The sequence below is a fragment of the Hyphomonas sp. genome, assembly GCF_036964145.1.
GTDB lineage: Bacteria > Pseudomonadota > Alphaproteobacteria > Caulobacterales > Hyphomonadaceae > Hyphomonas.
Genome location: NZ_JBALUC010000006.1, coordinates 32016 through 47282 on the forward strand (window position 1 = coordinate 32016; position 15267 = coordinate 47282).

At 57.1% G+C, this 15267-nt stretch carries 13 protein-coding genes; 12 read left to right on the forward strand and 1 reads right to left on the reverse strand.

The genetic code is table 11. The features are described 5' to 3' along the window. Positions 1-126 precede the first annotated feature (126 nt). The 11 genes from V7660_RS16295 (at position 127) to V7660_RS16345 (ending at position 13130) form a co-directional block, all read left to right on the forward strand. Positions 127-1545 (forward strand): alpha-L-fucosidase, encoded by a 1419-nt coding sequence (locus V7660_RS16295; RefSeq protein ID WP_335604108.1) that lies wholly within the window; start codon positions 127-129, stop codon positions 1543-1545. Then, a complete protein-coding gene (locus tag V7660_RS16300; protein ID WP_335604109.1) occupies positions 1542-2843 on the forward strand; it encodes an enolase C-terminal domain-like protein in 1302 nt (433 codons plus the stop codon). The genes V7660_RS16295 and V7660_RS16300 overlap by 4 nt, the downstream gene beginning before the upstream one ends. Beyond that, positions 2840-4282, forward strand: coding sequence for an alpha-L-fucosidase (locus V7660_RS16305; protein ID WP_335604110.1), 1443 nt, complete (start codon positions 2840-2842; stop codon positions 4280-4282). Before V7660_RS16300 ends, V7660_RS16305 begins: the two co-directional genes overlap by 4 nt. Beyond that, positions 4279-5271 (forward strand): aldo/keto reductase, encoded by a 993-nt coding sequence (locus V7660_RS16310; RefSeq protein ID WP_335604111.1) that lies wholly within the window; start codon positions 4279-4281, stop codon positions 5269-5271. Before V7660_RS16305 ends, V7660_RS16310 begins: the two co-directional genes overlap by 4 nt. After that, positions 5268-6110, forward strand: a complete 843-nt coding sequence (locus V7660_RS16315; protein ID WP_335604112.1) for an amidohydrolase family protein — start codon at positions 5268-5270, stop codon at positions 6108-6110. Before V7660_RS16310 ends, V7660_RS16315 begins: the two co-directional genes overlap by 4 nt. A 1-nt stretch (position 6111) precedes the next feature. Continuing rightward, positions 6112-6849 (forward strand): SDR family oxidoreductase, encoded by a 738-nt coding sequence (locus tag V7660_RS16320; protein WP_335604113.1) that lies wholly within the window; start codon positions 6112-6114, stop codon positions 6847-6849. Between the two features lie 11 nt (positions 6850-6860). Beyond that, positions 6861-7703, forward strand: coding sequence for a fumarylacetoacetate hydrolase family protein (locus V7660_RS16325; protein WP_442910060.1), 843 nt, complete (start codon positions 6861-6863; stop codon positions 7701-7703). 50 nt (positions 7704-7753) lie between these two features. Continuing rightward, positions 7754-8809 (forward strand): Coq4 family protein, encoded by a 1056-nt coding sequence (locus tag V7660_RS16330; protein ID WP_335604115.1) that lies wholly within the window; start codon positions 7754-7756, stop codon positions 8807-8809. 457 nt (positions 8810-9266) lie between these two features. Next, the gene (locus V7660_RS16335; protein WP_335604116.1) at positions 9267-10661 is read left to right on the forward strand and encodes a peptidase M20; all 1395 of its coding nucleotides are present in this window, start codon (positions 9267-9269) and stop codon (positions 10659-10661) included. A gap of 3 nt (positions 10662-10664) precedes the next feature. After that, positions 10665-12011: an MFS transporter gene (locus tag V7660_RS16340; RefSeq protein ID WP_335604117.1), complete on the forward strand. Its 1347-nt coding sequence runs from the start codon at positions 10665-10667 to the stop codon at positions 12009-12011. 105 nt (positions 12012-12116) lie between these two features. After that, positions 12117-13130 carry a bile acid:sodium symporter family protein gene (locus V7660_RS16345; RefSeq protein ID WP_348211533.1) on the forward strand — a complete coding sequence of 338 codons (1014 nt, stop codon included), beginning with the start codon at positions 12117-12119 and terminating at the stop codon, positions 13128-13130. Here V7660_RS16345 and V7660_RS16350 read toward each other — a convergent pair. Then, positions 13127-13948 (reverse strand): DODA-type extradiol aromatic ring-opening family dioxygenase, encoded by an 822-nt coding sequence (locus V7660_RS16350; protein ID WP_335604119.1) that lies wholly within the window; start codon positions 13946-13948, stop codon positions 13127-13129. The genes V7660_RS16345 and V7660_RS16350 overlap by 4 nt on opposite strands. A 214-nt stretch (positions 13949-14162) precedes the next feature. On the opposite strand from V7660_RS16350, the gene V7660_RS16355 reads away from it, so the two are divergent. Further along, positions 14163-15254 carry an acetamidase/formamidase family protein gene (locus tag V7660_RS16355; protein ID WP_335604120.1) on the forward strand — a complete coding sequence of 364 codons (1092 nt, stop codon included), beginning with the start codon at positions 14163-14165 and terminating at the stop codon, positions 15252-15254. Positions 15255-15267: the final 13 nt, after the last annotated feature.

Sequence of the window (15267 nt, forward strand, 5' to 3'; positions counted from 1 at the left end):
ATGAAACAGATTTCCGTAATAAGTAAAGTTGAACGACCCATTCAGAGGTCGAAAAAGGGAGGAGTTCCATGATGAACAGCGATCGCTGTTGGGGCAACCGAATCCGGCTGCGCCAAGGTCGGGCCCATGTCTGAGAAAAATCAATATCGTCCGACCTCGGAAAGCCTTGCTGCCCATACTGCGCCGGACTGGTTCCGTGATGCAAAGTTCGGTATTTTCATTCACTGGGGGCCGTATTCCATCCCGGCCTTTGCGCCCCACAAGACGGCTATTGATCAGCTCGATTCGGCTGATGAGAAGCAGGGCTTTGCGAACACACCTTACGCGGCGTGGTACCAGAACACGATGCTGTTTGAGGATGGCGCGACGGCTGCATATCATCGCGAGACGTATGGGGATGACTATTCCTATGAGCGGTTCGGCGAGGCGTTCAATGCGGCGCTGGAGGGGTGGGACCCGGTCTCCTGGGCGCAGCTCTTCAAACAATCCGGCGCACGCTATGTGGTGCTGGTCACCAAGCATCATGATGGCTTCGTGCTGTGGCCGAGCGATGTTGAGAACCCCAACAAGGCGGGCTGGCACGCGACACGCGACGTGGTGGGTGAGCTTGCCGACGCGGTGCGGGCTGAAGGGCTGAAGTTCGGGGTGTATTATTCCGGCGGAGTGGACTGGACGTTCAAGCACAAGCGGATCGAGAGCTTTGCCGATTTCATGGTCTCGATGCCGGGCGGGGCGGAAGGTTACACAGCTTATGCCAATGCGCATTACGATGAACTGATCGAGCGCTACCAGCCGGACTATCTGTGGAACGACATCGCCTATCCGAGTGCGCAGGCTTCGTTTGATATCCTGGCGAAGTATTACAATACAGTTCCAGAGGGACTGACCAATGATCGCTGGATCACGCCGGACGGGACCTTGCCCGAGGGGGCGTTCGACAAGCCTGAAGGCCTGACCGGCCTGTTGCCGCCGATGCCGCAGGTGTGGGATGCGCGCACGCCGGAATACGGCATGTTCGACCGTATCCTGCCCTTCCAATGGGAGACGACGCGGGGCATGGGGCATTCGTTTGCGTATAACCGGAACGAGACCGACGAAGACTATATCACCCGTGATGGCATAGCGGCCATGCTGGCGCGATCTGCCTGCTTCAACGGCAATGTGTTACTGAATGTCGGTCCGCGCGGGGATACGCAGATCCCGCCTGGCCAGGCCTCCCGGCTTGAAGCGATCGGCGCCTGGCTTGAGGCGGTGGGCCCGGCGATCCAGGATACCCGGCCGGTTGCACTGCCGGAGACCGAAGTGGCGGGCGTTGCCATCGGGGCGACACGGAATGACACGACGCTGTACCTGCATCTGTTCGGAGTGCCGGGTGCGGTGTCACTGGAGGTCCGGCTGCCGGAGGGCGTCGGCGAGGTCCGGTCGGTCAGACAGCTCCAGGGCGCAGTCACCAACTGGTCAGCCGAGGCAGGCACCCTCCACATCACCGTCCCCGAATGGGCCGACACAGCCGTGCAGATCCTTGAAGTAGAGGACAAGGGATGATTGTTGGCATTCAGGCTCGCGATATTCGGTTTCCGACGTCCCGGCACAGCCATGGGTCAGACGCCATGAATCCGGACCCCGATTATTCCTGTGCTTATGTCACGCTACAGATGAAGGGAGGTGATCCAGACGGCAATGGTCTGACCTTCACGATTGGGCGAGGCAATGACCTTTGCGTCGCGGCGATTGAGGGACTTGGCAGACATCTTATCGGGCGAACCCTCGATGAGTTTGAAGATGATCTTGGTCTCGTTTCCCGCCTGTTACTCAATGATAGCCAGTATCGCTGGCTCGGGCCTGAAAAAGGCGTTGTTCACCTTGCCGCAGCAGCCTTGATCAATGCGGTCTGGGACGCGCTGGCCAAGCGTGCCGGCAAACCTTTATGGCGATATGTGAGTGACATGTCTTCTGAGCGTATCGTCTCGGCGATCGATTTTCGTCACATCAGTGATTACCTGCCTGAAGCTGAAGCTCTTGAGCGCCTGTCGCGGCAGGCAGATAGCAAAGCGGTCCGGATTTCACAACTACTTCAGGATGGCTATCCGGCCTATACAACGTCAGCCGGGTGGATCGGATACTCCAATGAGGAGATCGTTCGTAGGCTGAAGGAGTCTTATGCTGAAGGGTGGCGTCACTTCAAGATCAAGGTTGGTGGCGATCTTGAGGGTGATTTGCGGCGGTGCGCCCTGTTCCGGGAAACGCTCGGGCCCGATGTCCGTCTCAGCGTCGATGCCAACCAAGTCTGGAATGTGGAGAGTGCGGTCGAGGCCATCAAGGCCATGGCGCCGTATGATATTTACTGGGTAGAAGAACCGACAAGCCCCGATGATGTGCTGGGGCATAAGGCGATCGCCGAGCAAGTCGCGCCGATCCTTCTCGCCACGGGTGAGCACGCACATAACAGGGTGATGTTCAAACAATTCCTCCAGGCTGAGGCGATAGGTTTCTGTCAGATCGATTCCTGCCGGTTGGCCGGGGTGAATGAAGTTATCGCGGTCATGCTGATGGCGGACAAGGCTGGGATTCCGGTTTGCCCCCATGCGGGCGGGGTAGGTCTTTGTGAATACGTCCAGCACCTGTCCATGATCGACTATGTCTGTATTTCAGGCACGATGGACGGCAGGGTGATTGAACACGCCGCCCACCTTCATCAGCATTTCCAGAACCCGATCGAAATCAGGGAAGGCCGTTATCTCGCACCATCCGCGCCAGGGTACTCGGTCGACCTCTGGCCGGAAAGTGCAGCCGACCATGAGTTTCCCTGTGGCAAGGTCTGGGCAGAAGAGATGGCAACATGATGGAAGACGGTAACTCCCAGATAAGTGATAAGGCGGCTTACGCTCCAACAGCCGAGAGCCTTGCTGCACATACTGCGCCGGACTGGTTCCGTGATGCGAAGTTCGGCATTTTCATTCACTGGGGGCCGTGTTCCATCCCGGCCTTTGCGCCCCACAAGACGGCTATTGATCAGCTCGATTCGGCTGATGAAAAGCAGGGCTTTGCGAACACACCTTACGCGGAATGGTACCAGAACACGATGCTGTTTGAGGATGGCGCGACGGCTGCGTATCACCGCGAGACGTATGGGGATGACTATTCCTATGAGCGGTTCGGCGAGGCGTTCAATGCGGCGCTGGAGGGGTGGGACCCGGTCTCCTGGGCGCAGCTCTTCAAACAATCCGGCGCACGCTATGTGGTGCTGGTCACCAAGCATCATGATGGCTTCGTGCTGTGGCCGAGCGATGTTGAGAACCCCAACAAGGCGGGCTGGCACGCGACACGCGACGTGGTGGGTGAGCTTGCCGACGCGGTGCGGGCTGAAGGGCTGAAGTTCGGGGTGTATTATTCCGGCGGAGTGGACTGGACGTTCAAGCACAAGCGGATCGAGAGCTTTGCCGATTTCATGGTCTCGATGCCGGGCGGGGCGGAAGGTTACACAGCTTATGCCAATGCGCATTACGATGAACTGATCGAGCGCTACCAGCCGGACTATCTGTGGAACGACATCGCCTATCCGAGTGCGCAGGCTTCGTTTGATATCCTGGCGAAGTATTACAATACAGTTCCAGAGGGACTGACCAATGATCGCTGGATCACGCCGGACGGGACCTTGCCCGAGGGGGCGTTCGACAAGCCTGAAGGCCTGACCGGCCTGTTGCCGCCGATGCCGCAGGTGTGGGATGCGCGCACGCCGGAATACGGCATGTTCGACCGTATCCTGCCCTTCCAATGGGAGACGACGCGGGGCATGGGGCATTCGTTTGCGTATAACCGGAACGAGACCGACGAAGACTATATCACCCGTGATGGCATAGCGGCCATGCTGGCGCGATCTGCCTGCTTCAACGGCAATGTGTTACTGAATGTCGGTCCGCGCGGGGATACGCAGATCCCGCCTGGCCAGGCCTCCCGGCTTGAAGCGATCGGCGCCTGGCTTGAGGCGGTGGGCCCGGCGATCCAGGATACCCGGCCGGTTGCACTGCCGGAGACCGAAGTGGCGGGCGTTGCCATCGGGGCGACACGGAATGACACGACGCTGTACCTGCATCTGTTCGGAGTGCCGGGTGCGGTGTCACTGGAGGTCCGGCTGCCGGAGGGCGTCGGCGAGGTCCGGTCGGTCAGACAGCTCCAGGGCGCAGTCACCAACTGGTCAGCCGAGGCAGGCACCCTCCACATCACCGTCCCCGAATGGGCCGACACAGCCGTGCAGATCCTTGAAGTAGAGGACAAAGGATGACAGGGGTAGCAGGCCCAGAGATGCCAGATTATGGGCTCGGTACTGCCGGGCTGGGAAATCTCTATACTGAAATTTCGGATGATGAGGCTAAGGGGGCGCTACAGGCGGCATTGCAATCCGGACTGCACTATATAGATACTGCGCCATTTTATGGCCACGGCCTCAGCGAGCAGAGGGTCGGCGCATTCCTTCGGGCTTCCGGTGCAAACCCGGTGATATCGACCAAGGTTGGACGCGTGTTAAGGCCGGCCGGCACCCAACCAATTCCAGATAATGGCTTTGCCTCACCCGCCCCCTTCATTCCAGAGTTTAACTATTCTGCAGAAGGAGTACGCGCCTCCTTTGCTGACAGCCAGAAACGTCTCGGAGTTCGGTCTGTCGATATACTTCTGTTGCACGACATCGGTGAAATGACTCACGGCGCTGCGCATCAGGAGGTGCTCGACCAGGCCATGACGGAAGCGCTGCCGGAGATGGCTGCCCTGCAAGCGGAAGGCAAGACCAAGTGGATCGGGCTCGGCGTTAACGAGATAGAAGTGTGTCAGAAAGTGCTTGATCATATGGATCTGGATGTCTTGCTGATTGCCGGTCGTTACACCTTGTTGGAGCATGCGGCATCTGGGCCATTCCTGGATGAATGTCATCGCCGCAATGTGAAGGTCATCATTGGTGGGGCATTCAATTCTGGTCTGCTCGCAGCATTGGATGATGAGCCGTTGCGATATGACTATGCTGAAGCCCCCCTGTGGGCGATTGAGCGTGTCCAGAAGCTTCGAGAACTGTGCGCGGCATATGATACGTCCTTACCAGCAGCCGCGCTCCAGTTCTGCCATGCCCATCCGGCAGTTGTATGCGTCATACCCGGCGCCCGTAACGCCGCGCAAGTTCGCCAGGTGGTTAGGTGGACGCAATCGCCGATTGATCCCGAGTTTTGGGACGCACTGAGGGAGCGAAGCCTGATCTCTCCCGATGTGGTGGTGGCATCATGAGCCGCAAGATTGATGCGCATATGCACGTCTGGAAGATGACCCGTGGTGATTATGACTGGCTGACACCGGACCTAAGTGGGATCTATCGGGATTTCGGGATTGATGATGCTTGGGGAGACGCAGCCAAAGCGGGCGTTTCAGGGGTCATTCTTGTTCAGGCAGCAGCCACGACGGCTGAAACTGATTACATGCTGTCCATCGCTGCCAATGACAATCGCGTTGCGGGGGTTGTGGGATGGGTCGACTTTGAGGCGCTATCCGCGAGTGAAAATGTTGCCCGGCTGGCTGAGAATTCTCACATAGTGGGTCTGCGGCCCATGATTGCGGACTTGCCTGATCCGGACTGGATTTTGAGACAGGATTTAAAGCCGGCCATTGAGGCTATGGAAGCGGGCGGGCTTGTTCTTGATGGGCATGCCCACCCGGACCTGGTGCCTGTGATGAGCAAGCTGGCAGATCGCTACCCAAGGCTTCAGATCGTTCTGAATCATGGCGGAAAGCCACCGATCGAATCGCGTCAACTCGATACTTGGCGCGAAGAAATCGCTGATCTGGCGCGTCGGAACAATGTAGCCTGCAAGATATCGGGTCTGCTGACAGAGGCGGGAGCGTATACGGATGATGAGACCATTGGTAGTGTCGTCTGCCATCTCGGGGCCTGTTTTGGACCGGATCGACTTCTTTGGGGAAGTGACTGGCCAGTCCTGACGCTTGTCTCTTCATATGAAAGCTGGATGGCACAAAGCGAGCGCTTGTTTGAGCGCTATTTTTCAGGCCATCAGGATGGAATTTGGGGTGGTAATGCTGAACGGATCTATTTTGGGCGCAGGGGAGTATGATGTGGGTAGACTGAAGGGAAAAACGGCCCTTGTGACAGCTGCGGGAGCTGGCATCGGGCGCGAGTCCGCAAAGGCTTTTGCGCGGGAAGGCGCGACGGTCATTGCGACGGATATTGACCCGGATGCCTTGTCGAGCCTCCCATCTGAACGTGGCATCATAACGGAAGTTCTGGATGTGACCGACCAGACCGCAATTGCAGAGATTTGTCGGAGGCACACGGACCTCGACATTCTGTTCAATGTTGCCGGGTGGGTTCATCATGGCACAATCCAGGAATGCGAACGCGCTGACTGGGACCATTCGATCCTGATAAACCTCACCTCGATGTATGAGTTATCCCGTGCCGTCCTGCCTAATATGGTGAGCAGAGGCGGCGGCGTCATCCTGAACATGAGTTCGGTCGCTTCGAGCGTCACCGGGGTTTCGAACCGTTTTGCATATGGGGTGAGCAAGGCTGGCGTCATAGGACTGACCAAGGCCATAGCAAAAGATTATGTCGACAAAAAAATCCGCTGCAATGCGATTTGTCCGGGAACGGTTGATACGCCATCCCTGCAAGAGCGCATGAGGGCGCAAGGCGATTATGAGGCAGCACGCGAAATGTTTGTCTCCCGTCAGCCGATGGGGCGGCTAGGATCAGCCCGCGAGATATCCAGCCTCGCCCTGTATCTCGCTTCCGACGAGGCCTCTTTTACCACCGGGGCTATTCATACGATTGATGGCGGTTGGACAAATTAGGAGTTGAGAATATGAGGCTCTTGAGAGTTGGTCCGCTTGGACGTGAAAGACCGGCAGTGCTGGACGCGAATGGAGCCATTCGCGATGTCAGCGACCTTATTGACGATTGGGATGGTCCGGCCCTCGCGGATGAGGTCCTAAAGCAATTGCGCCGTGTGGATATTTCCAGCTTACCGAAAATGGATCCGGCGAGCAGGATTGGCCCGTGCGTTGCAGGTGTCGGGAAATTCATCTGTATCGGATTGAATTATGCCGACCATGCCGAAGAAACCGGGGCGGACGTTCCCGCAGAACCGGTTATTTTTTTCAAGGCGACAAGCGCTATCTGCGGCCCGAACGACAAGCTGGAGATTCCGCGGCGATCTGAAAAGACCGATTGGGAAGTTGAGCTGGGTGTGGTGATTGGCAAGGAAGCGAAATATATCGCCGAGGAGGACGCGCTGGAGTGCGTCGCGGGTTATTGCATCATCCACGACGTGTCTGAGCGGGCGTTTCAGCTTGAGGGTACCGGTCAGTGGGTGAAGGGCAAGAGCGCGGACACGTTCGGACCAATAGGGCCGTGGCTTGTTACGCGAGATGAAGTGGATGATCCGCAGGCGCTTCAAATGTGGCTGGATGTCAACGGGGTAGCCATGCAACGCGGAGCGACCTCCACCATGGTCTTTGGGGTGTCTCACCTCGTAAGTTATCTTTCCCAATATATGAGCCTGCAACCTGGGGATATCATTTCGACAGGGACACCGCCGGGCGTCGGCCTGTCGAAGAGCCCCCAAAGATTCCTCCGGGCAGGCGACATTGTTACCTTGGGCATTAGCGGATTAGGCGAACAGAGACAGGTCTGCGTTGATGCCTGATGGCGTTACAGTTAAAATTCAAAAGAAGTGAAGGAAGGCGAGTGAAGACCATGGACACCCACACATTGAAGGCACGGTTCCAGGCATCCGTAGAGGCACCTGTAGCACGGGACAAATTGGTCGCATTGGCGACGCGCTGCGCTGAAGCAGGCGGAAAGGCTTCTGCCCAAGACCGTATGGATATTGCCGCCGCGCTTGCCCATACGGCATTCCTCGCACCTGACCGTACGGCCGAAATCTATGATGCGCTTGCAGAAGGCTGGTGCGGACGGGTTGTCAAAGCGACCCCGATTGAGGGGTTTGACCGACCGCCCGAGCTTGCGCCGGAAGACTTGTGGGACGACTACTGGAGCATCGTGGAGGATGGCTTGGCCGGTGAACTGGACGCTTTGTCCATCACGCAACGCACGGCGGCGCTCGGACATCATTCAAACGAAACGGCGGTCGCCCGCATTGCAGAAATGTCCCACATGTTCGAAGGCGTTACAGAAGCGGCCTCGGGGGACTTGCCGGCCCTTATCAAGCTCTCAACACTCGCAGCGTGTCCGAAGGGCTCGCTAGGCGCTGAGTTCCATGATCTCATCGTGGACAACAAATTTGATCTCGAAGTACTTGACCGGACTGAGATTGGGATCGGGAAATTGCCGACGCCACTTGATTACCTCAATACGAGGATGCTGCAGGCGCACGATCTCTGGCATATCACAGCAGGGTATCAGACGACCGCGCTTCACGAGATTGCTATCTCAGCCTTTCAGATGGCGCAATTCGGGCACAATTACTCGGCCCAATTCCTTTCGATCACTGCTGTGATGGGGGCGCTGGGACCTGGCAAGTCCTATCGCTTCCTGATGGATACAATTACCAGTGCCTGGGTGCATGGCCGCGAGTCGCCCGCCCTTATCTCGATTGCGTGGGAAAAGGTCTGGGACCAGCCTGTCGAAAAGATCCGGCGAACCTATGGTATCAAAGCCTACGAAAGTCCGTATCCGGCGGACATCATTGAGCGCAATCAGGGGATGATGGAAAAAATAGACTTTGTCAAAGGCCTCCTTCGCCGGCTGATGGCACCATTCTCACGAAGATACCAGGTGAACCAGCCTTGATACTGGGAGTCGCAGCGCCAAGAGAGAGCGAGGCGACTGTATGGGATATTTGGCGTCAGAAACTCGCTAAATCCATCCGACAACACCATCAAGATGTGCCGGAGAAAGCGCTGAACGAAAGGCTGTGTCCGCATCAGCACGTCAGCTAAAATCTTGAGGACACGACAGCGCCAATTGCGCTCGCTGTTTTTCGGAATGGTGAAAAAACAGCATTTGCCAATTCGGATCACCCGCAAAATGCAGTTTACATTTATCTGACAACACATTGAAAGCAGCTATTTGCGGAGACAAGACTGCTGAGCCAGCCTCTCAGGCTCGTATGCTATGCCCAATTCTGTTGCGGGCCTGCTGCAACAATCCGTGCGGCGGCAATCAAGACTTGTTGCAAGCAAAAATGCTCCCTTGAGTGGGTAGCGTGCAGCAATTCGAAAGCAGATCATGAACAGTTGGGCCGGCCTTGAGTGAAACATTCGATAACCTTCCGCCCGTTAACTACGTGGTCAGCGAAGAAGAGCGCGTTGCGCTTGAAGCCGCGATTGATATCGAGGAGCTTACCCAGACTGCGCTCGCACTGGGGAATATAGACAGTCCGTCGATGAGCGAAGCCTCGGCCGCACAATTCGTGTTCGACTGGCTGGAGACCGAAGGTTTTGCCCCGCGAAAAGTTGGCGCGACGCCGGAGCGGCCCAATGTCATTGCGACCTATGGCGGCAAGGGAGACGGCAAGAGCCTCCTCTATACTGCTCACCTTGACACGGAGAGCCCGACCTGGGAGCCGGATCTCGATGCGCACAAATTCCGGCCGGAGACGCTGGCAAATCCGGAATGGAACCAGTGCTGGCTCCAGGATGGAGCCTTTCACGGTTATCCAATTTCCAATGACCGCGGGCCGATGGTTTGCTTCCTCATGGCTGCGAAGGCCCTGAAATCCTGTGGCATCGATCTGTCAGGGCGACTCTATCTCACGGCGTCCCCTGGCGAGATCGGCCCTGAGCCGATCGAGGAGGCCCGAGGTGTCCAGTATATGGGCAAGGAGATCGGGACACATTACGCCTTCTATCACGGCGGCGTGTCCCCCGATTACGCCATCGCAGCCGAAGGGTGCGATTTCGGCCTGACCTGGGTCGCTTCTGGCTATGCCGTGTTTCGAATCCAGCTGTTTGGTGAGGGTGTTTTCACGCCGCTTCTGGAGAGTCCCGAACGTGCTGCTGACCACCCGAACCCGATCTATCGTCTCGGAGAAACAATTCAGTCGGTTCTCGACTGGGGGCGCACGTATGAGCAGGAAAACATCTACACGTCATCCGGCGGCGTTTCGAAACCCAAGACGCAGATTTCATCTGTCCGGGGCGGCGTCCCCTATGCGTTTGGGGCCGGAACCGAGATTTGCTCCCTGTATCTGGAAGTTGGCCTGCCGCCGCATGTCGAGATCGGGCAGGTACACAGAAGTCTCGAAAGCCATCTAAGGCAGCAGGGTATCGGTGAGTTTGGACTGGAGCCGGTGGTGGTCCGCCACGGATTTGCGGCCGATGAAAACCGGGTCGCACCGCTTGTTTCTGCCGTGGATGCGGCAACCCGAGATACACTGGGGGAGCCTTTGAAACTGGCGCATCCTATCTATTCCAGCATGTGGCGAGACCACAATGTGTTCAATATGAACCGTATTCCCGCTGTGACGACTGGCTTTCCCCGTTGGAGGCCGACACCCGAAGACATGGTCAAGAGCACCTTGATTTACGCGCTGACGGCGCTGTCTCTTTGTGGCAGAGCGCCTGAAACGGAAAACAAAAAAACGCTGAGCGGTTCCGATGTCTATGGCGAGAACCCATTTTCATCTGCCGGAGTATCCTGAATCATGAGTACCAGAGTTCCTTTCAAGGCAGGCAGCCAATTGGTGGCAATGAGCTCTCTGGAGCTCCTGCTGGCTGCGGCGACATATTCTTCTCTTGGGGTCGTGCTCCCATTCATGGTGATGGATCTGGAGTGGAACTGGGCACAGGCCGGGTTCGGGTTCACAGTGCTCGGCGCAGTCACCGGGGTGGCGTCTTCGGTGCCGCCCTTGCTTATTCGCCGCCTGGGCGTCCGGAACACCGTTTTGATCGGCGGGCTTCTTGCCAGCCTGGGGTTGTACCTTCTGCATGGGGTCAACAGCCTGCCTCAATATTATATCGCGGCGGCGATCTGCGGTCTCGCATATCCCATGATGGCGTCTATCCCGACTACCTTCCTCGTTAGTCGTCTGTTCCAGCGGCAATCGACGGCGCTGGGTGTGGCGGCGACGATCAGCGGGATGGGCACTGTGGTCGGCCCTTTGATGGTCCTCGGTGTTCTGGCCCTGCAGGGGCAGACATGGCGGAATTACTGGGAATACCAAGCCCTCGCCATTCTAGCCGCGACGGTCTTGTGCGTAATCATCATCGGTCTGGAACGAAGGTTTTCGAGACCTGCCCGCGACGAGTTGATCGCGCCGGAGGCCGAACCCGTGGCTCCCACCATCATGCCGGATCAGGTCGAAACTGCCCCCCCACGCAGAGGTCGCAATATCTATCGGACCTCCGTCGACTGGACGACCAAGGTCGCGATGCGAACGTCGCAGTTCAAGATTCTCGCTGCCGCCTACTGCCTGAACATGATGTGCCTGGTGACTGTGACGAGCCTGTCCGTCGGCCATTTGATTGAGCGTGGGGTGCCCGAAACCGTGGCCGGCGGCATGTTGAGCATTGAAGCACTGATAGCCGTCTTGATCCGCGGGTTTTCGGGGGTCTTGGGAGATATCTTCGATCCCAAGCATCTGGTGAGCTTTGCGCTGTGTGCGACCATGATTGGCTGCGCGGTGCTCGCTCTGACGGCTGACCATGTGATGCTGCTGTTCTATGCGGTGGGAACGGGCATTGGTTTCGGCACGACCCAGCTAGCCTGCACCGTATTGCTGCTCAATTATTTTGGCCGCAAGTACAATCTCGAACTGTTCTCGGCCATGTGTGTCACTGGCGCAATCTCGGCGCTCGGTCCGTTGATTGGCGGCGTGATCCGGGACGTCTCGGGAAGCTTCTCCCTGATCTTCCTGTTGCTTTCGGTTCTGTCAGCAGGCGTTTTCATGCTCGTCCTCTTCATGAAGCCACCATACCCTGATGAGTTGCCCGCTTCGGTCGATGAATCGGTTGGCGACGCCGATATTGAGTACGGACAGCTCGCTGAGTGATTCCGGCAATGGGACTCTGACTGCCGTTTCGTTTCTCTCATGGAGTTTGATATGTCGTCTGACCGCGAACCCGACCTGCCGTCTAAAATGATGGCCCATCCAGGGATTTCATGGCCGAAATGGCTCAAGCCGGACCCTTACGCGCTGATCCTGTTGTCTGTGGTTATCACGGCCAGCATTCTCCCGTGCCGGGGAAATATCGCCATCGGATTCGAGTGGCTCACAAAAGTCGCGATCTTCCTTTTGTTTTTCTTGCATGGCACCAAGCTATCACGTGAGGCCCTCCTCGGAGGAATTGGTGCCTGGAGGCTCCACTCGCTTGTGCTGATGAGCACCTTTGTTCTGTTTCCGGCGCTCGGCCTTCTGGTGAGCATGCTGCCGAGTTCAATGGTGAGCCCCACCGTCAAGATGGGCTTCCTGTTTCTCACCATCTTACCCTCTACGGTCCAGTCATCGATTGCTTTCACGTCCATGGCGAGAGGGAATGTTGCAGCGGCTGTTTGCACGGCCTCGCTGTCCAATATGCTGGGCGTCTTCATAACGCCGCTGCTGGCGGGCCTCTTGATGCGATCCGAGCTCCAGTCTGGCGGAGGTGATCTGCTCGAGGTGATGCAATCAATCATCCTCACCTTGCTGGCCCCTTTCCTGATCGGCCACTTTAGTCGGCCACTCATCGGGCGCTGGATTGACCGGAACAAGGCCATCCTCTCCAAGCTCGACCGGGGTGCGATCCTGCTTGTCGTATATACAGCTTTCAGCGCGGCGGTTGTTGATGGGATCTGGCAGCGCGTGTCTGGATTGGACATTGCCACCATACTGCTTTTGAGCGCCCTCGTCCTGTCGGTCGTTCTGTTCCTCACGCGCAAGACGGCACAAGTGGCTGGTTTGGCCAAGACTGACGAGATCACGCTGGTCATGTGTGGGTCGAAGAAGAGTCTCGCCAGTGGTGTGCCCATGGCTGCGGCATTGTTTGCCCCGGCACAAGTCGGCGTAATCATCCTGCCTCTGATGATATTCCACCAGATGCAGTTGATTGTATGTGCCATCATCGCGCGAAATTATGGCGACCGCACTGAGACTGTTGAAGATGCTGAGATGCTCAGCGAAGCAGGTCGCTAGCCGAACTGGAAAGCCGACACGGTTGCATTCATGACATTGTCGGAAAAGACCTTGCGGCCTGCCTCGTCGTGACCCGCGCCGGCTGCGACCATTAGTGGGATCAGGTGCTCTTCGCGAGGATGCGAGTTCCGGCCCTGTGGTGCTTCCGACCAATTGTTGAGCTTCGACCAGCGCTCGTCCAGATCAGTCGTTTCGATCGCAGCTGTCAGCCACGTATCAAATTCCGCTGAAGGGGCTGTGGCCATGGGAGACCGGAACGCCCGCATATTATGATAGCTCATGCCACTGCCAATGATGAGAACACCTTCTTCTCTCAGACAGCCCAGTGCCTTTCCGATCTTCTGATGCTTCTCCGGTGAGAGGTCGCTCGTGAGCGACAGGGTCAGTATTGGAATATCTGCGTCAGGAAATGCGACCAATAAGGGAATGAAAACGCCGTGGTCATACCCTCTCGGGCTATCCAGAGGCGCATCAAAGCCCTGTTCGACCATGAGATCGCGTACGCGCTCCGCGAGGTCCGGGGCGCCGGGGGCCGGATAGTTCAGTTCATATGTGTGAGGCGGGAAGCCGGAATAGTCGAAGATCATGTCTGGCGCCGCAGCCGTTGAGACGGTGAACTCCTGCTCTTCCCAATGTGCCGACACGACCAGGAGCGCTTTCGGTTTCTCGGGAAGACTGGAAGGTATGCTTTTCAGCCATTCGGCTGTCTTGTCCCACGTATCGGCGGGGCCGCCCATGAGTGTCCAGTCCATGAAAAAGCATGGGCCGCCCCCATGCGGAATGAAAAGGGTAGGCATTTTCACGGAAGAAGCAGTCATTTTCTATTCCTGATGCTGATCGACATGTGCTGTCTCTAATCCATCTCGTAGTGAGGCGTCTTGCTTTCTCGCGTCCGCAAACTTGTCCACCGCTGGGCCTGTCATGTGTGGACCCTAGGTCACGCTTGCAACTAGTTGGGCGCTTTTGAACAAGACCAATTTGCGCGCTTGAACTCTGATCCGACAGAAGGCGATTTGGTTCAAGGAGTAAGGTATGGCGCTGGTTGAAGAGACTCGGGCAAGCAAGATTCACGTCCAGCCGGAAAATCTGCATCATTTGAGGGCGACACCGGAAACGGTGCATTGGGGATATTTCCACCCGAACATCAAGCCGGCGCTCCGCGTCAAGAGCGGTGATCTCATCCAGGCCGAAGCGATTACCCATCATGCCGGGGATGCACCGGACCTGATGATGGATGAAACCGTCAAGGCGATCTGGGAGGGTATCGAGCCAGAAGACCGCGCGCCGGGCGTCCATATCATGACAGGGCCTATCTACGTGGAAGGTGCCGAGCCCGGCGACATGCTGGAAGTGCGTTATTTCCGAATGGTGCCCCGGTGTAATTACGGGTCAAACCTCGCCGCGAACTGGGGCCATCTCTATCAGGAGTTCGATGAGAAAGAGCGAGTGACGATTTATGAGCTCGACCCGAATGCCAATACGGCCCATGCGCTCTATGCCTATGATTTTGAAGGCAAGTATCTCATTCCCGGAACCATAACACATTGCCCGGAATGTGACCGCGAGCCCGCTCTGGTGGGCGTGCGCGTGCCGGCAAGGCCGCACTTGGGTACTGCAGGGGTCGCACCAGCGGTAGATGACCGGGTCAGCACCATCCCACCCGGCCTGCATGGCGGCAATATCGACAATTGGCGGATTGGGGCAGGCGCGACCATGTACTATCCCGTACAGGTCAAAGGCGGGCTGTTTTCCATTGGTGATCCCCATGTCAGCCAAGGGGATGGCGAGATCAGCGGCACCGCAATTGAAGCCTCACTTGATGTTCTGTTCCAGATCGTCCTGAGGAAAGATTTCAAATTTCCATCACCTCTGCTGGAAACTCCGGATCACTGGATTGTGCACGGGTTCGATGAGGATCTGAACCAGGCGATGAAGAACGCGTCCCTGGACATGCTTCATCTGTTAACGGAGCACCAAGATATCAGCCGGAATGATGCCTACTCCCTGATGAGTGTGGCAACCGATTTCGGAGTGACCCAAGTCGTCGACGGCACACAGGGAATTCACGTCAAGATTGATCGCGGAATATTTCCTGAGAAGGGCGTAGTCAAAGATATCGACTAGATTGGACGTCATT

Coding starts and splice junctions, on each gene's coding strand:
- V7660_RS16295 (WP_335604108.1), top strand. CDS start 127: ATGTCTGAGAAAAATCAATATCGTCCGACCTCGGAAAGCCTTGCTGCC.
- V7660_RS16300 (WP_335604109.1), top strand. CDS start 1,542: ATGATTGTTGGCATTCAGGCTCGCGATATTCGGTTTCCGACGTCCCGG.
- V7660_RS16305 (WP_335604110.1), top strand. CDS start 2,840: ATGATGGAAGACGGTAACTCCCAGATAAGTGATAAGGCGGCTTACGCT.
- V7660_RS16310 (WP_335604111.1), top strand. CDS start 4,279: ATGACAGGGGTAGCAGGCCCAGAGATGCCAGATTATGGGCTCGGTACT.
- V7660_RS16315 (WP_335604112.1), top strand. CDS start 5,268: ATGAGCCGCAAGATTGATGCGCATATGCACGTCTGGAAGATGACCCGT.
- V7660_RS16325 (WP_442910060.1), top strand. CDS start 6,861: ATGAGGCTCTTGAGAGTTGGTCCGCTTGGACGTGAAAGACCGGCAGTG.
- V7660_RS16330 (WP_335604115.1), top strand. CDS start 7,754: ATGGACACCCACACATTGAAGGCACGGTTCCAGGCATCCGTAGAGGCA.
- V7660_RS16340 (WP_335604117.1), top strand. CDS start 10,665: ATGAGTACCAGAGTTCCTTTCAAGGCAGGCAGCCAATTGGTGGCAATG.
- V7660_RS16350 (WP_335604119.1), bottom strand. CDS start 13,948: ATGACTGCTTCTTCCGTGAAAATGCCTACCCTTTTCATTCCGCATGGG.
- V7660_RS16355 (WP_335604120.1), top strand. CDS start 14,163: ATGGCGCTGGTTGAAGAGACTCGGGCAAGCAAGATTCACGTCCAGCCG.